Origin of the sequence: Actinopolymorpha sp. B11F2 (genome assembly GCF_040195635.1) — a bacterium.
Taxonomy (GTDB): domain Bacteria; phylum Actinomycetota; class Actinomycetes; order Propionibacteriales; family Actinopolymorphaceae; genus Thermasporomyces.
On sequence record NZ_JBEFTX010000023.1, the window covers coordinates 45469 to 66129 of the forward strand.

The window sequence follows — 20661 nt, forward strand, 5'->3', positions numbered from 1 at the left end:
CGTCATCCCCGTGCTCGTCGCTGGATGTGTCCCCGTGCTCGTCGCTGGATGCCTCACTGTACGCATGGGGCCCCTGATCATCGCTGGGCCTCCCTGATCGCGGCGACGACACTCGTGGCGCGGGCAAGGTCGGCGGTGTCGTCGATCTCGACCCACGGCACGTCGCCGATCGGCGCGACGTCGATCGTGAAGTCACCCCGGTCGATGAACTCCTGGAACCCGTCCTCGTAGTACAGGCTCGGGTCGCGCCGCCACGTCGCCTCGAGCGCCCCCGTCAGCGCGGGGCCGACCTCGGCGCGGAGGAGGGCCACCCCGATGTACTCGCCGTAGGCCTCCGCCGGGTCCATCAGCTTGGTGATGCGGGTGACGCTGCGCTTGTCGGGGACGGTGACCTTCATCTCCTCGGCCCCGAGATCCTTCGTGGTGTCGACGGCAAGCAGCAGCGAGGAGTCGGCCATGCCGTCGATCAGCACGTGCTCGACGGAGACCGGGTGCACGGTGTCTCCGTTGGCCATCAGGACGTCCTGGCCGCTGAGCCACTGTCGGGCGCACCACAACGAGTAGCAGTTGTTCCACCGAAGCGCGTGCTCGTTGTGGAGGAGCTCGAGGCTCACGCCGTAGCGACGCTCGAGGGTCCGCTTCCGCTCGCGGACCGCCTCGGCAGCGTGGCCGACCACCACGGCGACGTCGGTCACGCCGACCTTGGCGAAGTTGCCGAGGATGACGTCGAGCGGCGTGAGCGCTTCGTCGGGATCCGACGGGTCGGCGGGAGCGCCCAGGGGGACGAGCGTCTTCGGCAGGTCCTCGGTGTAGGGGTGCAGGCGGCGGCCGGTGCCGGCCGCGAGGACGAGGCCGATCATCGGATCCCACCGCTCTGGCTCGCCGCTGCGCCGAGCGCATCAACGGCGGGAGGCGTGCGTTCGGCACGGACGTCGGCGAGGGTCGCCGTCACACTCTCGCCGACGACGATCGCGGCGAGTGCCGCGGTCACGACGACGAGGCCGACGTGCAGCACGGTGGCGCCACCCGTCGCGAGGAGGGCGAGCAGGACCATCCGGCCGTCATGGCCGCCGGTGGCGATGAGGAACCACTTCCGCGGGACCGCACCGGACTCGCGGAGGCGGTAGACCGCGTCGTAGTGGTGGAAGGCGCAGGCGGCGACGTAGCAGAAGGCCACCGGCAGGGCGCTGGGCACGACGAGCGTGGTGACCGTGATGGCGAGGGCGTACTCTGCGGCGCGGAAAGACGGCGGCAGCACCCAGTCGGCCCAGCCGTTGAGCGGTTGCTGGCTCGCGAAGCCCACGAGCAGGACGTACCACAGCACGCCGACGATCAGCCAGGACGCACCCACGACGGGGATCACCGTGAGCGAGAACGTCAACGCCGCCAGCGCGATCAGCGTCGTGAGTGGGGCAGGAAGCGAACGGCCCGGCAGGGCGTGGTGGACCGCCCAGCCGATCGGACCGACGTCGACCATCGCGCCCAGAGCCTGCCCGGCCGGCTTCGACCACGGCCGGTGTAGCCGACGCAGGCTCCGCAGGAACCGGCCCAGGAAGGCGTAGGTGGCAGCGAGGGACCCGACGACCAGCAGGACGACGAAGACGGCACGCGGTGTCGTGAAGGCCACCAGCAGGCAGATCAGCGCCGAGCGCTCGCCCTGGGGCAGGACGATGGCCCGCCGGAGCCAGACCTTCCACCTGCCGCCACGGAGTCGGGAGCGCACCTGGTCGGTCAGCGAGGGAGCCGCCTCGGGTCCTGCCGTGACCTCGTCGTACGCGAAGTGCATCTGGTGCCGGACCGTCTGGACCGCCATCGCGGCCGCGGCGAGCCACCAGATCGCACTGTCGGCGGGCGCGGCGCCGATCGCCAGGCCGGCGAACAGGACGTACTCCTTCACCCGGTCCGCGCTGAGGTCGAGCCGGCTCCCGATCGTGCTGAACCGCACGGTGTAGCGGGCCAGGTCGCCGTCGATGCAGTCGAGGGCGAACGACAGGTGGAACAACACCGCACCCACGACGAGGCCGGTACGCGAGCCGGTGGCGCAGAAGCCCGCGGCTCCTAGCGCGACGGCGAGGGACATGATCGTGACCTGGTTGGGGGTGAACCCGAGGCGGGCGAACCAGCGGGCCACATAGCCCGAGTAGCTGCGTACGAAGAAGGTCGTGAACGCGGTGTCGTCGGCCTTCACCGCACCACGCAGCCGGATCGGTTCCTCGTCGACGGCGGCGACCCGGGCGAAGAGGGCGTCGCGGTCGGCCTGGGTGTCGGCGAGCCCGGCGACGAGCGGCGCCGGGTCGGTGCGGGCGACGTCGGTGTCGGCGGCGAGGGCCTCGGTCACCTCGCCGACGTCGATGCGGGTGCCTGGAACAGGGCCGGTAGAAGCACTGCTGGTGGGACCACTGCTGGCGGGAGCACTGTTGGTGGAAGCACTGCTGGGCGTCTCCTGCCGCCCGGGCGGTCCGGCGTCGGCGCCGGCCAGCATCCGGGTGAGGACCGACACCAGCCGCGCTCGGGCAACCGTCGTGGCGGTGAGCGTCCCGGGCCCTGCCCTGACGTCGCTCCTGGTGTCGCAGACCGCCCGGCGGAGAGCGTGTAGGTGGCCGATGTAGCGCCGGTCGACCAGGGCCACCGGCCCGGCCGTCGCCGTCGTGATGGCGGCGGCGAGATCGTCGACCGTGCTCGCGTCGACCACGGTGTAGCCGAGCGCGTGTAACTGCCCGGCCACGGGCGGTTCCCCTGGCTCGGCAGACACGACGGGTCCGACGAGGAACGCGGTCGGCAGCGCCATCACCCCTGACTGGTTGAAGCGGCTCATCTTAGAAGGCGGATCCCCCATTTTCGGCCCCCCGACCGTAGCGGTGTTGGCTGCGCGCCGCATCGGGAGTGTCCGAACTCGTCAGTACGACGGGAAGTGGCGCGCGGCGGCGCGGCCGCGTTCCGCTGCCGAGTAAGGAGATGATCTAATAACACTCAGTACCGTCACGTGTACGCGTAGCTGATCGTTAAGGGGTGAAGGCCCGAGCCGGGCGGGTCGAACCGACACATAGAGGCAAGGCCACGAAAGGAAGGTCGATGTCGATGGCGACGTCTCTGACGGCGTCGGCGACCGTGCCTTCGACCACACGAGAGACGCCAGTCTTCGTCCCCGGCTACGGCTGGGTGCAATGGTCGAGAGCACTCCTGGATGCCCAAGCCCGGTATCTCCTGCTGTTGCACCGGCCCGACCAGAGTTGGTCGAAGTTCCGGCGCGTGGGGGGACGACGGCAGGTCGAGGGCGCCAGATGTCTGTACTGCGGACGGGAATGGACCTGTCCGGAAGCAGTGTGGGCGAACGCCTGGCTGTCCCCCATGTCCCGCGTGTGGGGGAGACCCGCACGGAGCCGGGGCGGGCGCCATCGCGCGCCCGGGTACGCCCGGGTGAGCGGAGGCGCCGGCCGCCGCCTCTCCGTCCGACGTGGGGCCAAGGAAGCGGCAATGACAGCGCATCCTTCCGCGGCCCGATGAGCACCACCGGCTGACGCCGCCTCCGCCGTACGCGTTCGCAGGTACGGCGGAGGCGCCTGCTGCACTAGTCGACGCGTTGCACCATCGGTAGCCGGGACCGGGTGAAGATCCCGGCTCCGGCTACCGCGAGCAGCGGTACGCCGACCGCGACGAGTCCCAGCAGCGTCCACGGGATGTCGAGGACGTGCCCGCCGACGGCGGCGGTGAGCGGATACGACACCGCGACGCCGGGCACGATCCCGACCGCGAGTCCGAACAGTGCGCCCAGCAGCCCGATCACCGAAGCCTGGCCCATTGCCGTACGCCGGCGGGTCCCTGGCGAGGCGCCGACAGCGGCCAGCGTGGCGAGATCGGGCCGCGCGTCGTCGAGGGCGAGAGCGGTGGCGGTGGCGGTGCCGACGACCACGATCAAGCCGCCGACGAGTGCCAGGACGAGGAACTGGACGGTGAAGGTTTCGACGAACCCTCGTTCGACGTACACGGACGCGTCGGGGGCCAGGCCCCTGGCGTACTCGGCGAACCTGGCCTCCTGCTCGCGATCGATGGCGGGCCCGCCTGGCGGGGTCACGACACTGCCGATCGTCGGCTGCAGTCCGAGCTTCTCGGCGGTCTGTGGGGTCATGACGGCGGTCGCGAGGTAGGTGTAGGTCGTGGCGTCGACCGTCCCTGGAAGTACACCCGCCGGCACGCGGTGCTCCTGGGGGTCGGAAAGAGTCGTCATGTCGTCGCCGTCCTTCGCCACGCCGGTCACGACCCGGACCGTGCCGGCGTCCCCGATCGGCTCCCTGTCAGGAACGAGGACACCGCCGCGGTCGAGCACCGCCCGTTGCTCGGCAGTGAGGGGCCGGGTGGTGAATGCGGCAACCTCGTCCGGATCTGCCACCAGCAAACCCTCGAACTGTGCCGCCGATCCCGTCATGCCTTCGCCGCCGGCGAGAAAGTACGCGCATTCCAGGGGGTTGGCGTTCGTGCAGTTCCGGACCATGACCACACCAGTGCGGGACTGGCGGACGTTGCCCCAATCCCACGCCGGCACCTCCTTCTGGACCACGGGAGTACGGCCGGGGAACTGGTGGCGGATCTCGTCGATGATCGCGTCGGCCGCGGCCCTGGGATCCTGCGTGGACCACCTGTCCAGATCCACCGTCATCGTGCCCACCGGCGCCAACGGCACGTATTCCCGCCGCGACTCGGCATAGTCGCTGGACGATCCGATCGCGAGAGCGGTGACTCCCGCGACGGCCCCCATGATCGCGGCGACGGCGGGAACGGTACGCCCGCGGTGGCGGGCCGCGTCGCGGGTGGCCATACGCATGGAGAGGGGCAGGTGACCACCGATCCGGCCAACGGCACCCATGACGGTCGGGGTAAGCATGATCGCGCCCGCGACGAGGGCCAGGGTCCCGGCGGTGACCGGCCACTCGCCACCCGACCGCTGGCGGCCACCGACGAGGACGACGACGGCGGCCCCTGCCGCGACGAGTACACCGGCGATCGGGCAACCACGCCGGGAACGCAGCGGTCGGCACGTAGACCGTGGCGGATCGCCATACCTACTGAGTATGCATACCGGGTAGGCCCAGGGCAAGTTGCCAGGCGTACCGCGGGTGTCGCTGACTCTCCGTGACGCTTTGTGTGAAAGCCCTAGGCTGTGCGCCATGACCTGGCTTGTCACCGGAGGCGCCGGCTTCATCGGCGCCCATGTCGTCCATGCCCTGCACGAGGCCGGGGAGCAGGTGGTCGTCCTCGACGACCTGTCCGCCGGCATCCCCGAGCGGATCAGCGGCCTGGAGGACGTCCCGCTGGTCCGTGGCAGTGTCCAGGCGAGCAGCCTGGTGGCGAAGCTGCTCAGGGAGTACGAAATCGAAGGCGTCGTCCACGTCGCGGCCCGAAAACAGCCGGGCGAGTCGGTCGAGAAGCCGCTGCTGTACTACCGCGAGAACCTCGGCGGGCTCGAGTCCGTCCTGCGCGCCATGACAGACGTCGGCGTCGACGCGCTGGTCTTCTCCTCGAGTGCCGCGGTCTACGGCAACCAGGACGTCGACGTGCTCACCGAGGACCTCGCCTGCCACCCCGAGAATCCGTACGGCGAAACGAAGCTCGTCAGCGAGTGGCTCGTCGCGTCGACCGCCCGCGCGACCGGGCTGCGCTACGCCAACCTGCGCTACTTCAACGCCGCGGGCTCCGCACGACCGGCACTCGCCGACACGGGTGCGTTCAACCTCATCCCGATCGTGTTCAGCCGCCTGACCGAGGGGAAGCCGCCGCAGATCTACGGCGACGACTATCCGACGCCCGACGGTACGACGATCCGCGACTACATCCACGTCGCGGACATCGCCTCCGCCCACGTCGCCGCGGCCCGGCACCTGCAGGACGGCCGCGAGGCCCGGCTCACACTGAACGTCGGCACCGGTCGAGGGTCCTCGACCCGGGAGATCGTCGAGGCGATCCTGGACGTGTCCGGTTACTCCGACCTCGCGCCCGAGGTGCTCGACCGGCGTCCCGGCGATCCGGCGGCCTCGATCGCCTCGGCCGACCGGATCCGCGACGTCCTCGGCTGGTCGGCGGCACATGATCGCGGCGCGATCGTCGCGGCCGCGTGGGAAGGTTGGCTGCATCACCATCCGGAGGCACGTCGGGACTGAGGGCGCCACGCCTGCGAGACGGAGGGAGTCGGCGAGGGATGACGGAGCCGGGCACGATCTGCTGGAAACCGCCGGCCGATGCTCGTGAGCGGAGCCGGGTCGGCCACTACCTCGCCTGGCTGGAACGCGAACGCGGCCTGGCCTTCGACGACTACCACGCCCTGTGGCGCTGGTCGGTCGACGACCTCCCTGGGTTCTGGGGCAGCATCTGGGACTACTTCGGTGTGTCGTCCGATTCCCGCGTCACGTCCGTGCTCGCGAGCGACGCCATGCCGGGGGCGGAGTGGTTTCCCGGCGTAGGACTGAACTACGCCGAACGCATGCTCGCCGACCTGCCGGAGACCGGCCCGGTCGTGGTGGCGCGGTCACAGACGCGGGAGCCGGTCGCGCTCACCGCCGCAGAGTTGCGGGCCTCTGTCGGCAGGGCCCGCGCCGGCCTGCAGCGCCTCGGCGTCGGCCGCGGTGACCGGGTTGCCGCGTACCTCCCGAACATCCCCGAAGCGCTCGTGCTGCTGCTCGCCACCGCGAGCCTGGGTGCGGTGTTCTCCTCGTGCGCGCCGGAGTTCGGTACGCGGAGCGTCGTCGACCGGTGGAGCCAGATCGAGCCGACGGTGCTGGTCGCGGTCGACGGCTACGTCTACGGCGCGAAGGAGATCGACCGGACCGCCGAGGTGGCCGCGATCCGGGCCGCGCTGCCGGGGCTGCGGCACGTCGTGATCGTGCCGTACCTCTCGGCGGAGCGGGCCGCCGCGATCCCCGACGTCCTGGCGTGGGACGACCTGCTGGGTCGAGGTAGTGGCGGAGTCGCGGCCGGGGAGACGCCGGAGTTGGCGTTCGAGCCGGTGCCGTTCGACCACCCGCTCTACGTTCTCTACTCGTCGGGGACGACCGGACTGCCGAAGCCGATCGTCCACGGGCACGGCGGGATCCTGCTCGAACATGCGAAAACGCTGGCGCTGCACTTCGACCTCGGACCAGGCGACCGGTTCTTCTGGTTCTCGACGACCGGGTGGATGATGTGGAACGCCCTGGTCTCGGGCCTGCTCGTCGGAGCGACGGTGGTGCTCGTCGACGGCAATCCCGCGCATCCCGACCTCGGCTACCTCTGGCGGTTGGCCGACGAGTGCGGGATCACGTTCTTCGGGACGAGCGCGCCGTTCCTGATGAGCTGCCGCAAGGCCGGGTTGCGTCCCGCGGACATCGCCGACCTGTCGCGGATCCGCGGCCTGGGCTCGACCGGCGCGCCACTGCCGGCGGACGGCTTCACCTACGTCTACGAGAACGTCAACCCCGACCTGCTGCTGCAGTCGTTCTCCGGCGGTACGGACCTGTGCACGGGGTTCATCGGCGGCTCGCCGCTGCTACCCGTCTATGCCGGTGAGCTGGCGTGCCCGTGCCTGGGCGCGGCGGTGGCGGCGTACGACCCGGCCGGCAACCAGGTCGTCGGGCAACTCGGCGAGCTCGTGATCGAACGCCCGATGCCGTCGATGCCCGTCGGCTTCTGGGGCGACACCGACGGTTCCCGTTACCGCGCGGCGTACTTCGCGGACTTCCCCGGCGTGTGGCGCCACGGCGACTGGATCGAGATCACCGAGCGCGGTACCTGCGTCATCACCGGGCGGTCCGACGCGACCCTCAACCGGGGCGGGGTCCGGATGGGCACGGCGGAGTTCTACTCGGCCGTCGAGGCGCTGCCGGAGATCGTCGACAGTCTGGTCATCCACCTGGACGACCCGGCAGCTGGTACGGAGGAGCTGTTGCTGTTCGTCGTCCTCGCCGAAGGCGCCCAGCTCGACGACGCGTTGCGGGCGAAGCTGGCCACGGAGCTGCGCCGGAACCTGTCCCCGCGGCACGTTCCGGACCAGATCGTCCGCGTTGCCGCCGTACCCCGCACCCTGTCGGGCAAGAAGCTCGAGGTCCCGGTGAAGCGGATCCTGGAGGGCCGGCCGCCCGAGGAGGCGGCGAGCGCCGGTGCCCTCGCCGATCCCACGGCACTGCGGGCGTACGAAGAGTTCGCCCACACGCGCCGCGACCACTGATGCCGGCAGACCTGCCGTGGGAGCCACTCAACCGAACGTGACGTCCTGCTCGAACGGCCACAGGGGATAGCGCCGCCGCCGGTAGGACAACCGCCGCAGGTCAACGCTCGTCACGCCGGGGGTGTCGACCGCGATGATCTCGGTGGCGAGGGGCGCGTACGCCGCGAGCGGCGCGTGCACACCCTTCGCCACGATGGCGCGGTAGCCCGTGGGATCCAGGCCGAGGCAGGTGAGCTGCACCAGGCTGGTCGGCGGCGTCGGCCGGGTGGTCAGCACCAGCGTCGGCCCACCGTCGACCTCGACGACCGCGGTCGGCCCGGCGTCGTAGTGCCGATGCCCGGCATGGGTCGGCCCAGGGTCCTCGTACCGTCCGGAGTGCAACCTACGGACGACCCCACCGACGGCGAGCGGTGGGCCCACGCGCGGATCGGTCCGCGCGCCGACGAGCAGTTCGACCCGCCCGCCCGTGCCCGCCCGGTGGCAGCGGGTCACCCCGTCGGCGTCGACGAGGATCGCGAGCAGACCGGTGAGACCGACCTGCCGGGCGGCCGCGACGATCACCACCGAGTCCCCCGGAGCGCCGGCGCCGATGTTGTCGCCGATGTCCAGTAAGAGGACCGGCCCTTTCGTCGCCGTCGCCGCCCGGTGGAGCGCCTCGGCGAGCCGTGCCGACCGGCCGCTGAACTCGTGCCGCCGCGACCACACCTGCCGCGCCAGGGCGGCGGCCCAGGAGCGGGCAGCGCTCGGATCGCCGTCGGTGACGACCAGGGTGGCCATGCCCATGTGGGGAACGTCGGCATACGGATAGCCCTGGGCGACGGAGGCGGTCAGGACACCCGGCGATGCGAGCACCTCGTCGAGCCCGGCGAGGATCTCGCGCATCGGCGGCTCGCCGGTGTTCTGCGCGAGGATGCCAAGAGCCGCGGGCACCTGGACCAGCGCCTGGCTGGGGCGGATCTCGTCCCTCGCGGTGCGTACGACGAGGGCCGCGAGCTCCTCGGCCCGCAGTCGGGCGTCCACGTGCGGGTTCGTGCGGTGGGTGGTCACGATGTCGGCGTACGCACAGACCGCGGCGCTCAGGTTGGCGTGCAGGTCGAGTGCGGCTCCGACCACCGTGTCGGGTCCTACCGCCACCCGGACCTGCCGGAGGAGGTAGCCGTCCGCGTCGTCGCGGTGCTCTGCGACGGCGGCACCATGGAGCGCGGCGAGGACGCCGTCCCAGGGTCCGGTCTCGGCAAGCGTGGTGAGGATCTCGTCCGCGAGGGTCTCGAGGGCCTCCGGTGTGATCGGACCGCCCGGCGTGGTGGTGGTGAAGACCAGCGGAACGACTTCGACACCGGGCGCGGACCCGGCGGCGAGGAATCCCGCCATGGTCGTGTCGGCATCACCGTGCCGGTCGACGATCTCGGGACCGCGCAGGATCCCGTCCGCGGCGAAGTCCACGAGGTCGACCCGCGACGGCGCGAACGTGTTCGCCTCGTGGACCAGGCCCACCGCCGCGAGTCGCACCATGATCATCAGCCTGCACGCAGGTCACTGAGATGTCTCCCATACGCGGTGTGTCGTCAGATGTCGGACGGACACCGTGGCCTGGCTGGGACGAACCAAGCCACGCCACCGGGGGAGACGCATGAACAGACGCCTGCTGACCGTCACCGACGAGGCTGTCCCCGGATCGGAGCAGCCGCGACGTCGCTCGCGACGCCCGGGACGAGCGCGGCGGCTGGGACTAGCGCGACGGCTGGGACGAGCGCGGTGGACACGGCCGCCGGCGGTGGCGCTGGCCGCCCTGGCGACGGTGGCCGGTGCCCTGATCGGGCCGGTGAACGCCGCGGAGGCGTCGACCGGGACCCTGGGGCCGGCAGCGCTCGCCCAGGGCGTACGCCCTGAGGACGGCGTGTTCCGCGTCACCGGACACGGCTGGGGGCACGGGCGCGGCATGTCGCAGTGGGGCGCGTTCGCGGCGGCGAAGGCAGGGCGCACCTACCCCGAGATCCTCCGCTTCTACTACCCGGGGACGAAGCTCGTCGCCCGGAGTACGCCCGCTCAGATCAGGGTCCTGCTCAGCCACGACCTCGGGGCGTTCCGGGTCCGCCCCGAACCGGGACTCACCCTGTGGTGGACCAACGAGAGCGGCCAGACCCGGCCGGTCCGCCTGCCGGTCTCCTACCTCGGCTGCCGGGTGAGTACCTGGCGGGTCCGCGCCGTGTACCGCCGCGACATGGCGGTCGATGCGTACACCTGCGGACGGTGGCACGCCTACGTGGGGTCGGGCCGCCTCTCGGCGAGCGGACGGGCGTCGTTCGTCGCGACGGACGGCAAGGTGCAGGTCGAACGGCAACTCGGCGACGGCACCAGGATCCGCCGGGGCTACCGCGGCTTCGTGCGGGTGGTCCTGCGGAGTGGGCGGGTACGCCCGGTGAACGTCGTGCCCTACGAGGACTACCTCCGCTCCGTCGTACCCGCCGAGTCGCCGGCCAGCTGGCCCCGCGCGGCGTTGCGGGCACAGACGATCGCGGCCCGTTCGTACGCGGTCCGCTCCTCCTCCAACCGGTCGTCGAGCTACTACGACGTCTACGACACCTCGGCGTCGCAGGTCTATCCAGGCATGGTGGGCTACGGCGCGACCTGGAACGTCATCCGGGAGTACGAGTTCGCCGGCACCAACGAGGCGATCAAGGCGACGCGCGGGATGACGCTGCGCTATGCGAACGAGGCCGCCTTCACCGAGTTCGGTTCGTCCAACGGGGGCTGGACCGCGGACGGTGGCCTGCCGTATCTGCGCGCCGCGCAGGACGGCTGGGACAGCGCGGCGACCGCCAATCCCTACCGCACCTGGACCGACACGGTGAGCGCCCGGTCCCTGCGAAATCGCTATCCGTCCATCGGCACGATCGTGGAGATCCGGGTCGCCAAGAGGTCAGGGGGCGGCCGGTGGGGAGGCCGGGTCAGCCGGCTGTTGATCATCGGCAGCAGCGGTACGCAGGAGATCCGGGGAGAGGACCGGGTCCGGTCGGTGCTCGGCCTACGTTCGGCGTACTTCGCGTTCGGGTCATAGAGATCCGTGGCGGATTCGGGCGGCCAGCTGTGCTGGCTTGCGGCCTATGGGCCGGTCGGGACCAGGTGGGTGTGGGTGACCTTCTCGTCGTGCGTACGCCGGTCGAGAAGGTTTCGGTCGAGGTTCCGGACGAGGACCACCGAAGCCTTCCGGGCAAGGGGAGCCAGCAGGGCGTCGAGGTAACCAGTGGGGTCCGCCGGGTTCGTGTCGGTCAGCAGGCGGGAGCCCGGCTGCAGCTCCAGGTCGTCGGCGCGCGCCTGCGCGGCGGCGACCAACGCTGCGCCGGACACCGGCGTTCCGGGGTCGCCGACGACCGTGGACGGCGCGTCGGGATCGACCGGGACGTACGGATGGAACTCGTCGGCGTAGCTCGCCACCTCCGCGCCGTAGTCCCACACTCCCGCCGGGAGCGGGTCGGTGAAGGGACCGCCGAGCGGCCGCAGGGCGAGAGCGACCGTATCCCGCCCACCCGCCGCCACGGCCGCGGCCAACCATTCGGGGCTCGTGACGACGATCTCGGCGGCGCTCGCAATCGTGGGGGCGTACGCGGTCTCGGCGACGCTCGCAGGCTCGGTAGCGCCAGGGCCGCTGACACCGGCGGTGCTGGCGAGGTCGACGACGAGCCCGGCGGACCAGGCGGCCAGCATCCACACGGCGCCCTGCCAGTGCGGGGGAAGCAGGAGCGCGACCCGTTCGCCAGGCTCGGTGCCGAGCCCGTCCTGGCAGAAGTTGGCGGTCTTGGCGACCCAGTTGTCCAGCGTGGTGAGGGAGAGTTCGACGCGTTCGCCGGTGGCGTCGTCGTAGAACGTCAGGAACGGCCGTGCCGGGTCGGTCGCCAGAGCCGCGGCCAGCAGCCGGGCCGGGGTGGTGGGGCGCTGGGGATTCGTGCGGCTCGAGCGGGTCTCCACAGGTCCGGAGCTTAGGCGAGGTGGCACGGTGCACCGTGGCGGGCCAGTCCGTGGGCCAGTCCGCGGCGAGCCAGTCCGCGGCGAGCCGCCCGCGGCCACCCGTCCGCCGGGTAGCCGGGTTCCCCGCTCCAGGTTTGGCGCGGGATCAGAGCTCGCGCACTGATCCGCGGGTCTGGACCCGCGCCGCGATCGGGCGCCGTAGGCTGCCGTCACATGCGGCACGCCGTCATCATCGCCGGGGGAACGGGCACCCGCCTGTGGCCCCTGTCGCGCGGAACCCGTCCGAAGCAGCTGTTGAGTGTCGGCGGCGGCAGGAGCCTGCTCCGCCTGGCCTATGAACGGCTCCTCGGCCTGGTACCCGTCGAACGGATCTTCGTCTGCGCCGGCGCGGCCCACCGCGAGGCGATCGTCGAGCACCTGCCGGAGCTTCCGGAGGAGAACTATCTCGGCGAGCCGCTGGGCCGCGACACCGCCAACGCGATCGGGTTCGCCTGTGCGGTCCTCGCCCGGCGGGATCCTGATGCGGTTCTGGCGTTCGTCAACTCCGACCACGTGATCGAGCCGATGCCGGCGTTCCGGGAGGCGTTGGAGACCGCGTTCGAGGCGGTCGAGCGCGATCACGCCGTCCTTGCGACGTTCGGCATCCCGCCGTCGGCCCCGCACACGGGCCTCGGTTACATCGAACGCGCCGCGCCCGTCGCCGCTCCCCGGGACGAGCACGGGAGGCCCCGGGTCTTCGGCGTGACCGCTTTCACCGAGAAGCCCGACCTGGCGACCGCGAGCGCCTACCTCGCGACCGGCCGACACCTCTGGAACTCGGGGATGTTCGTCTGGCGTGCCGACACCCTGCTGGGGGAGCTGCAGCGGTTCCTTCCCCAGTCCGCTACGGGTGTCCGGCGGATCGCCGACGCCTGGGACAGTCCCGACCGTTCGGTTGTCCTCAAGGAGGTCTACGTCGACCTGCCGAAGATCAGCATCGACTACGCGGTGATGGAGCCGGCCGCGCGCGGTGACGGCGCCGCGAAGGTCGTCGTCGTACCGATGGCGGTCGACTGGCTCGACGTCGGGTCATGGCCGACCCTGGCGCGGACCCTGGAGAACGACAGCGCCCACAACGCCGCCAACACCGTCACCGTCCTGGTCGACTCGGAGGGCAACATCGTCGTGAGCGACGACCCCGAGCACCTCGTGGCCACCGTCGGCCTGCGGGACACGATCATCGTGCACACCCGCGACGTCACCATGGTCTGCCCGAAGAGTTCCGCCGAACGGGTGAAGGACCTGGTGGCGCGGGTCCACGATGCCCACGGGAACAGGTACGCCTGAGGCCGGCGGACCCACCGGAAAGGTACGCCTGAGGCCGGCGGACCCACGCCGCCCGGTCCGGCTAGATCGCGTTGGGCTCGGGTGAGTCGGCCGCCGGGAACTTCTTCATGAACGCCTCGATCGCCGCGCCGCTGACCTTGGCGGCGTACTGGCGGTGGCCGTTGTTCTTCGACCAGTGGGTGAGCGCGAGATGCTTGCCGGCCGGGAACTTACCCTCGCCGACCTTCCACGGCGCCACGATCAGCTTCTTGGAGTTGTCCGGCTGGCGCGACTCGAACCGGCGCGCGATGTCCTTGAGTTGGCCGAGTTGCTCGGCGTCCTTGGCGATGGTTTCGTCGTACCACACGACCGTGTAGCCGTGCTCGAGGTTGTGGACCAGCATCTCCAGCGGCGGGCGGTCCTCGGCGGAGTAGAACTTCCGCTCGAACGTCGCCGGCTGCTCCCAGTGCGGACCCGACGACGGCGGGACCGTCTTGTACGGCACCTTCTGGCCGTTGGGCACGTGGTCGGACACGCCGGCGCCACTGTCGCTGGAGACCTTGCTGAGACTGGCCTGGGCCGCGGCCACCCCGAAGTCCGACATCGGCTTGCGGGCGGGGTTGGTGACCCAGTTCTTGACCGGCACGAACGCGGCCGCTCCGATGATGACGAGGCCGACAAGTACGCAGGCCGAGATGATGATCGCCGTACGGCGGCGTTCGGCACGCTGCTGCTCGCGCCGCATCTGCTCGATGCGTTCGCGTCGGCTGCCTGGCTTGCGTTTTGCCACGTTTTCTCGTCCTCCGCCTCGTGCCGGCCGACCCACGCGACCGAAGCTCCAGAGTGTACGGAAGGTGTGCGTGAGCGGGGCTCCGGACCACCCATCCGCGGGCTGAGCCACTGGCATCGGTATCGGGCTCGGACACCATGACCATGAGTCGGCCAATGGGGGCTCCGTCACCATGATCATGAGTCGGCCGATCGGGCTCCGTCACCATGACCATGAAGGAATAGCGCCAGATACGCCGACAAACCTTCACGATCACGATCATGATCACGGGCGGGCCGCCGATCAGGAGCGGCGCGGCGGAGGGCATCGGGGGCAGCGCGGCGGAGGGGATCGGGGACACTGACCGCGTGCCGGAACGAACCACTGAACGTGTACGCACCCTGATCACCGACCAGCCGGTCGATCCAGCGCTGACGCTCGCCGGGTTGCGGCGGGGGTCCGGCGACCCGGTGCACCGGTGTACGCCCGACGGGGCGGTGTGGCGCGGCACCCGGACACCGGACGGGCCGGCCTCGGTCCGCATCGCGGCGGACCCGGGGCGCGCCGCGGTCGAGGCGCGGGCATGGGGACCCGGCGCGACCTGGGTCCTCGACCGACTGCCGGCGCTGGTCGGCGCGGAGGACGACCCGAGCGGGTTCGAGCCCGGCCTTCCGCTGGTCGCGACACTGGCGAAACGCTTCGCCGGATGGCGGGTGTGCCGCACCGGGCGGGTTTTCGAGGCGCTCATGCCTGCGGTCCTCGAGCAGAAGGTCACGTCGAAGGAGGCGTGGCGGTCCTGGCGGGAGCTGGTGTGGAGGTTCGGCGAGCCTGCGCCCGGGCCAGGCCCGGCACCGGTCACTCTCCGGGTGCCGCCCGACGCGGCGACCTTGGCGGCCTTACCGTCGTGGGAGTGGCACCGCGCCGGTGTGGGGCCACACCGCATGCGGACCCTCGTCCGGTGCGCCCTGCTCGCGGAAACGCTCGAGCGGACCCTGGATCTCCCGCCCGCAGAGGTCGAACGCGCGTTCCGCACCATCCCGGGCGTCGGACCGTGGACCGTCGCGGAGGTGCTTCAGCGGGCGCACGGGTGTCCCGACGCGGTGTCGGTCGGCGACTTCCACCTGGCCAAGGCCGTAGGGTGGGCGCTGGCCGGCCGGCCGTACGACGACGAGACCATGCTGACGGTCCTCGCCCGCTGGCCTGGTCACCGCTACCGGGTCACCCGGTTGATCGAACTCGCCGGAATCATGCTTCCGCGGCGCGGCCCTCGCTTCGCCCTCCGCGACTACCGCACCCTCTGACCACGTGATCATGATCGTGATCATGATCAGTTTTGCGGCGTATAGACGACTTCCTTCATGATCATGGGCCGGCGCGGCGGGCCCGCGGGAGGGCGCGGCGTGCCCACGTGAGAACAGGCCGCGTTCCCTCCCCCTATGGAAGTGCGGCGCCGATGGCGAGCATGCCGACGGTCTCAACGTCGGCGGGAAGGATCGACCGGACGAGCGACGAACCGAACCGCTCGGCGGGGATCCAGGCCGAACCCACTCCCTCGACCGCACACGCCAGTGCCAGCCGCTCGCGGATCCCGCCCAGTGCGAGGAGGGCCGCGGTACGACCGGCCGATTCGTGCGTACGGACGTACACCACGGCGACGTACGCCACCGACGTCGGTAGGCCGACCGCGTCGAGCAGGGGTTTGCGGACCTCCGCGTCGTCGACCTCCGCCAGCCCCCAGGCACGCGTACGGGAAGCGCCCCGCCCGGTGGGGACACGGAGCACGGCGACCGCCTGGCGTACGGCATCGACGTCGACCGGTGCGTCGGCGAGCCTGTCTGGGAGCGCGTCTGCGAGCCCGCCTGTGAGCCCGTCTGTGAGCCCGTCTGTGAGCCTGGCCGGGCGCCCGTCTGCGAGCCTGTCTGCGATTCCCACTGCGAGCCCGTCATCGAGCCCGTCGCGCGGGCGGGAACGCACAGCCTCCCGGCCGGCCTCCCGGGTGCCGAGCCGGAACATGTCCTCCTCGGCCGTACGCACGAGAGCCCGCACCCCCGGCCCGTCCTCCTCCGTCACCAGCGCAGCGAGCCCGCGGATGATCGCCACCGGCACCTGCGCGATCTTGCCCTTCACGAGCTCGGCGGCACCGGCCAGCTCGTCGCCGTGCGCGGGTGCGGTGACGGCGAGTTCGTTGCCATGGGCGTCGTGCCGGCCGCGGTGGCTGTCGATGACGCGGACGCCGGCGGCGCCGATCGCGAGGTCGGTCTGACCCAACCGCCACGGGCGCCCGAACGTGTCGGTGATGAGCACCCCGACCGTGACGCCGAGGCGTTCGGACAGCGCGGTACGCAGGGCACGCGCCGAGCCGTCCGGGTCGACGGGCAGGAGGAGCACGCTCCCGGCCGCGACGTTGGACGCGTCGACGCCGGCGGCCGCCATGACGAACCCGTGCCGGGTCTCGACGATCCGCATCGCTCCGCGTTCGGCGACGACCCGCACGGTCTCGGCGCGGATGGCGTCGGCCCGCATCGCCGCGACCTGCAGCGGATCGACTGCCGCGCCGTCGGCCGCCGCGATGGTCCGGTCCTCGGCCTTGCTCACGATCTTGCTCGACACCACCACGATGTCGTGGTCGCGCAGGTCGACCGTGTGGGCGGCGATGAGCCCGGCCAGATCCGCACCAGCCTCGACCTCTGGCATCCCGAGGACCGGCCGGATCACCACCTCGCCCTGGTGCGCGCCGGCGCCGGAGCTCACCGGCGTACCTCTTCGGCGAGGTCGAGCGTGGCCCGCGCCATCGCTGCGGCGGCCGGCACGTCGGTCATCAGCAGCGGGAGCGCGCGGGCGGCGATCCCGGCCTGCTCGATCCGGGGGACCGCATCGGCGTCGCGTTCGTCGACCAGCCACCCGTCGAGGAGGCCGCCCGAACGCCGGCCACCGAAGTGCATGGCGACGCCCGCCGCGGAGGTGTCGACGCCGATCGCCGGCAGCAGCTTGTCGGCCATCCCGCGTACCGGCGCACCGCCCACGATCGGCGACAACCCGACTACCGGCGCCGGAGCGGCGAGGACAGCATCCCGAACACCCGGCACGGCGAGGATGGGCCCGATGCTCACGACCGGGTTCGACGGCGGCAGCAGCAGCAGGTCGGCCGAACCGATGGCGTCGAGGACCCCGGGTGCCGGCTCCGACGTCTCGATCCCGTCGAACCACACATCGACGACCGGCAGCTCGGCGTGGTGGCGTACCCAGTACTCCTGGAAGTGCAGCCGCCGCCGCCCGTCCGGTTGGTCGGGATCCTCGACGACCACGTGGGTCTCGACCCGCTGGTCGGTCATCGGCACGAGCCGGACCGGAAGGTTCCAGCGCGCCGTGAGCGCCGCCGTGGCCTCCGAGAGCGTCCGGCCCTCGTCCAGGAGGGCGGTCCGCACCAGGTGGGTGCCGATGTCGCGGTCACCCAGGCCGAACCACGACGGCGTGGCGTCGTACGCCTGGATCTCGGCGAGCGCGTTCCAGGACTCGTCGGCGCGGCCCCAGCCCTTCGCCTCGTCGTTGCCGCCGCCGAGGGTGTACATCACGGTGTCGAGGTCGGGCGAGACCCGCAGACCGTAGAGAGTGAGATCGTCGCCGGTGTTGCCGATGACGGTGATCTCGGCTTCGGGTGCCTGGGCGATGAGACCGCGGAGGAAGCGCGCAGCTCCGATGCCGCCGGCCAGAACGGTGATCCGCACGCAGACCAGTGTGCCCCCTCCCGCCAACTCGCCGGCAGCCGCCAGATCGTCCCTTCGACCCACACCTCCTGGCCGGAGCCGTGGCGGGGGGCATGGCTGCGGGAACGTGTCCGATGTGGAAGGCTTCCGTGCGACATCACCACCATGAGGGGGTAGCACCGTGGTTTCGGAGACAACCAAGCCCCAACGCGAGCTGTTCGCGTGGGTGCTTGTAGGCGCCGGTGTGGTTCTGGGCGTCGTGGCCGTCCTGCTTCTGGTCGGCGACGGCGAGTTCACGCTGAAGGCGTTCAGCTTCCAGGATCGCTTCGTCTCGCCGGTCCTCGTCGGGATGCTCGTCCTCGCGGTCGTCCTCGTCACCCACGTCGGCGAACCGACCCCCAACGCGCGCGTCCTCACCCTGATCGTGCTGGTGACGCTCATCGTCATGGGCCTCCTCGGCGTGGTGATGTGGGCCTCGGCGCTCGGCGTCGACAGCTCCATCAACGAATCCGCCGGACCGTTCGGCAAGTGGTCGCGTTTCGGGCAGCAGGTCGCCTATCTCGCGGTGCTGGGTGGGGCACTGCTGTTCGTCATCTCGTCGTTCAAGGCGCTCCCGGCACCGGCCGCCAAGCCGGTGTTCCACGGGCAGCCGCAGGGGCAGCCGGGTCAGTTCGGCCAGTACGCGGGTCAGCCCTACGGCGCCCCACCGCAGGGGTACGGCGCCGCCGGCTACGGCCAGCAAGGTCCCCAGGGTCAGCAGGCGGGCCCGCACGACTATGCGGCCGTCGCCCAGGCCGGCCAGCAGGGTCAGCCCGGTCAGCAGCCTTTCGGCCAGCAGGACTACGCCCAGCAGGGATACCCGCAGGCGCAGTACCCGTCGCCTGGCCAGGACGCGGCTCAGGACCCCGCGGCCCATGTGTCTGCCGGGCAGGCATTCGGCCAGCAGGGTGGCCAGGAGTCCGCGGGGTACGTCTCCGCCGGGCAGGCACCTGGCCAGCAGGGTGGCCACGACTCCGCGGGGTACGTCTCCGCCGGCCAGGCGTTTGGCCAGCAGGCCGGCACGGAGCAGTACGCCGGAGGCGACCAGGGTCAGGCGACCCCGCAGTATCCGCAGCAGCAGTACGCGGGCCAGGACTACGCGCAGCAGGGCTACGGTCAGGACCAGCAGGGCTACGCGCCGGACCAGCAGGTGCAGCAGGGCTACGGTCAGGACCCGCAGCAGCAGGCGTACGGACAGCCGGGTTATGGCCAGCAGCAGTACAACCCCTACGCCGGTTACCACCAGGACCAGCAGGGCTACGCGCCGGACCAGCAGGCGCAGCAGGCCTACGGTCAGGAACAGCACCAGGGCTTCGGGCAGGACCAGCAGGGTCAGCAGAGCTACGGTCAGGAACAGCAGCAGGGCTACGGTCAGGAACAGCAGCAGGCCTACGGCCAGTACGGTACTTTCGGCGCCCAGAGCTACCAGACCCCCGGACAGCCGTACTCCGCACCGGCGACGGAACAGCCCTACCCGGGATACGCCCACCAGGACTTCAACTCCTACGGTCAGCAGTACGCCCAGGGTGACCAGGGCGGCCGGACTGAGGGTGTCGACCAGACCGCATTCCTCCGTCCCGACAGCCCGGCCACGGGCGCGGCGGGCGAAGGGGTGGACCACGGCGGATCGGACGCCAACGGTTCCGGGATGCTGGCCCGCGGTTCGACGGGCCAGGACGCCGGTCGTGACGAGGCGCCCGAGCAGGGCGGAGGCGAGAGCTCCGGCCGTACCCCAGGGCAGACCGACGGTGACTCATCCGATCGTGATCGACCCCAGGGTGAAGCTGGGCAGCAGGGCTGGTGGTCGCAGCCGCCGAGGTGAGCGCGGAGCATCCGTATCCCTCGACGCGAGGTTCGCCCGACCGGGCCGAAAGTCCCTACTTCGAACCAGCCGGCCTGGTACGTCACAGACACGCTGGATTTGCGTGGGTCGCGTATAGCAGACAACGAGTTGACTTCACGGTATTTCCGGCATGTAATTTCATCAGTGTCATTCGCACCCTTCCGGGGTAGCACCTGAAGCGTGGGACACGAGCAGAGTTCGGGAGTCCGGTGGGAGACCGTGCGGTCGGCCGGCTGGATGGATATCCGAGCAGAGAAGCAGTCAACGGGGATTGAATCCACGGACACGTGGATCGAGGAGGCGAGGACCGTGGCAGAGCCGAGCCTGCTGCACGGCAGCGCCGAGGAAGAGCTCAGCTGGCAGGAACGCGCCCTGTGTGCGCAGACGGATCCAGAGGCGTTCTTTCCGGAGAAGGGTGGCTCCACCCGCGAGGCCAAGAAGGTGTGCATGGTGTGTGACGTGCGTGCCGACTGCCTGACCTACGCGTTGGAGCATGACGAACGCTTCGGCATCTGGGGTGGGCTCTCGGAGCGAGAACGTCGGCGGATGAAGAAACGCGCCGGGTAGGGCGCACGAGCAGAGACCTGGGCCGCTGTCCGGCCTCACCTGGACAGCAGCCGGATCGTTCGCGCTGACTCGGGCCCGGATCTGACCTGCGGGTCGGATCCGGGCCCGAGCCGCACCGCCGCCCTGCCTCGCCCGACACTCTCGTCGAGTTCGACACGACTGGTGGTGCGAGCCTTGCGGCGATCGCCGGGACTGCCACGGTCGGGCTCCATATGTCGTGACCGTCGCGTAGTGTGTGGCCTTGCATCGGCCCCCAGCCCCGACGAGGTTCAGCGTC

Annotated in this window: 15 protein-coding genes; 7 read left to right on the forward strand and 8 right to left on the reverse strand. The window is 71.0% G+C overall.

Translation table 11 applies throughout. The features are described from left to right. Positions 1–77: 77 nt before the first annotated feature. The 3 genes from ABN034_RS30365 to ABN034_RS30375 form a co-directional block, all read right to left on the reverse strand. The gene (locus tag ABN034_RS30365; protein ID WP_349694413.1) at positions 78–860 is read right to left on the reverse strand and encodes a phosphocholine cytidylyltransferase family protein; all 783 of its coding nucleotides are present in this window, start codon (positions 858–860) and stop codon (positions 78–80) included. After that, positions 857–2815: a DUF5941 domain-containing protein gene (locus ABN034_RS30370; protein WP_349694414.1), complete on the reverse strand. Its 1959-nt coding sequence runs from the start codon at positions 2813–2815 to the stop codon at positions 857–859. Before ABN034_RS30370 ends, ABN034_RS30365 begins: the two co-directional genes overlap by 4 nt. Positions 2816–3568: 753 nt before the next feature. Beyond that, a complete protein-coding gene (locus tag ABN034_RS30375) occupies positions 3569–5092 on the reverse strand; it encodes an FtsX-like permease family protein (RefSeq protein ID WP_349694415.1) in 1524 nt (507 codons plus the stop codon). A 70-nt stretch (positions 5093–5162) separates the two neighbouring features. On the opposite strand from ABN034_RS30375, the gene galE reads away from it, so the two are divergent. Next, the gene (galE, locus tag ABN034_RS30380; protein WP_349694416.1) at positions 5163–6152 is read left to right on the forward strand and encodes a UDP-glucose 4-epimerase GalE; all 990 of its coding nucleotides are present in this window, start codon (positions 5163–5165) and stop codon (positions 6150–6152) included. Between the two features lie 38 nt (positions 6153–6190). Further along, on the forward strand, positions 6191–8191 hold the full coding sequence (locus ABN034_RS30385) for an acetoacetate--CoA ligase (RefSeq protein WP_349694417.1): 2001 nt from the start codon (positions 6191–6193) through the stop codon (positions 8189–8191). A gap of 27 nt (positions 8192–8218) precedes the next feature. Here ABN034_RS30385 and ABN034_RS30390 read toward each other — a convergent pair whose 3' ends face one another. Then, on the reverse strand, positions 8219–9703 hold the full coding sequence (locus ABN034_RS30390; RefSeq protein ID WP_349694418.1) for a M81 family metallopeptidase: 1485 nt from the start codon (positions 9701–9703) through the stop codon (positions 8219–8221). Between the two features lie 118 nt (positions 9704–9821). Here ABN034_RS30390 and ABN034_RS30395 point away from each other — a divergent pair, with 118 nt between their 5' ends. Beyond that, complete coding sequence (locus ABN034_RS30395; RefSeq protein ID WP_349694419.1) at positions 9822–11249, forward strand: SpoIID/LytB domain-containing protein; 1428 nt, start codon at positions 9822–9824, stop codon at positions 11247–11249. 44 nt (positions 11250–11293) lie between these two features. On the opposite strand, the gene ABN034_RS30400 is transcribed toward ABN034_RS30395, so the two are convergent. Next, complete coding sequence (locus ABN034_RS30400; protein WP_349694420.1) at positions 11294–12157, reverse strand: TIGR03089 family protein; 864 nt, start codon at positions 12155–12157, stop codon at positions 11294–11296. 213 nt (positions 12158–12370) lie between these two features. Between ABN034_RS30400 and ABN034_RS30405 the strand changes: the two genes are divergently transcribed. Continuing rightward, positions 12371–13483, forward strand: coding sequence for a mannose-1-phosphate guanylyltransferase (locus tag ABN034_RS30405; RefSeq protein WP_349694421.1), 1113 nt, complete (start codon positions 12371–12373; stop codon positions 13481–13483). 61 nt (positions 13484–13544) lie between these two features. Here the strand turns inward: ABN034_RS30405 and ABN034_RS30410 are convergent, their stop codons facing one another. Then, a complete protein-coding gene (locus ABN034_RS30410; RefSeq protein ID WP_349694422.1) occupies positions 13545–14252 on the reverse strand; it encodes a DUF3105 domain-containing protein in 708 nt (235 codons plus the stop codon). Between the two features lie 260 nt (positions 14253–14512). Here ABN034_RS30410 and ABN034_RS30415 point away from each other — a divergent pair, with 260 nt between their 5' ends. Beyond that, positions 14513–15532, forward strand: coding sequence for a DNA-3-methyladenine glycosylase family protein (locus ABN034_RS30415; protein ID WP_349694423.1), 1020 nt, complete (start codon positions 14513–14515; stop codon positions 15530–15532). A gap of 133 nt (positions 15533–15665) precedes the next feature. Here ABN034_RS30415 and ABN034_RS30420 read toward each other — a convergent pair whose 3' ends face one another. Together ABN034_RS30420 and cofD are read right to left on the reverse strand one after the other, a co-directional pair. Next, complete coding sequence (locus tag ABN034_RS30420) at positions 15666–16982, reverse strand: coenzyme F420-0:L-glutamate ligase (protein ID WP_349694424.1); 1317 nt, start codon at positions 16980–16982, stop codon at positions 15666–15668. Further along, a complete protein-coding gene (gene cofD / locus ABN034_RS30425; RefSeq protein WP_349694425.1) occupies positions 16979–17956 on the reverse strand; it encodes a 2-phospho-L-lactate transferase in 978 nt (325 codons plus the stop codon). Before cofD ends, ABN034_RS30420 begins: the two co-directional genes overlap by 4 nt. A 160-nt stretch (positions 17957–18116) precedes the next feature. Here cofD and ABN034_RS30430 point away from each other — a divergent pair, with 160 nt between their 5' ends. Both ABN034_RS30430 and ABN034_RS30435 read left to right on the forward strand, forming a co-directional pair. Next, the gene (locus ABN034_RS30430) at positions 18117–19796 is read left to right on the forward strand and encodes a hypothetical protein (RefSeq protein WP_349694426.1); all 1680 of its coding nucleotides are present in this window, start codon (positions 18117–18119) and stop codon (positions 19794–19796) included. Positions 19797–20126: 330 nt separating this feature from the next. Further along, on the forward strand, positions 20127–20384 hold the full coding sequence (locus ABN034_RS30435; RefSeq protein WP_349694427.1) for a WhiB family transcriptional regulator: 258 nt from the start codon (positions 20127–20129) through the stop codon (positions 20382–20384). Positions 20385–20661: the final 277 nt, after the last annotated feature.

Bases quoted from the DNA above. Each gene is read 5' to 3' on its own strand.
- ABN034_RS30365 (WP_349694413.1), bottom strand. From the start codon at position 860: ATGATCGGCCTCGTCCTCGCGGCCGGCACCGGCCGCCGCCTGCACCCC.
- ABN034_RS30415 (WP_349694423.1), top strand. From the start codon at position 14,513: ATGATCACGGGCGGGCCGCCGATCAGGAGCGGCGCGGCGGAGGGCATC.
- galE (WP_349694416.1), top strand. From the start codon at position 5,163: ATGACCTGGCTTGTCACCGGAGGCGCCGGCTTCATCGGCGCCCATGTC.
- ABN034_RS30385 (WP_349694417.1), top strand. From the start codon at position 6,191: ATGACGGAGCCGGGCACGATCTGCTGGAAACCGCCGGCCGATGCTCGT.
- ABN034_RS30390 (WP_349694418.1), bottom strand. From the start codon at position 9,703: ATGGTGCGACTCGCGGCGGTGGGCCTGGTCCACGAGGCGAACACGTTC.
- ABN034_RS30395 (WP_349694419.1), top strand. From the start codon at position 9,822: ATGAACAGACGCCTGCTGACCGTCACCGACGAGGCTGTCCCCGGATCG.
- ABN034_RS30370 (WP_349694414.1), bottom strand. From the start codon at position 2,815: ATGAGCCGCTTCAACCAGTCAGGGGTGATGGCGCTGCCGACCGCGTTC.
- ABN034_RS30405 (WP_349694421.1), top strand. From the start codon at position 12,371: ATGCGGCACGCCGTCATCATCGCCGGGGGAACGGGCACCCGCCTGTGG.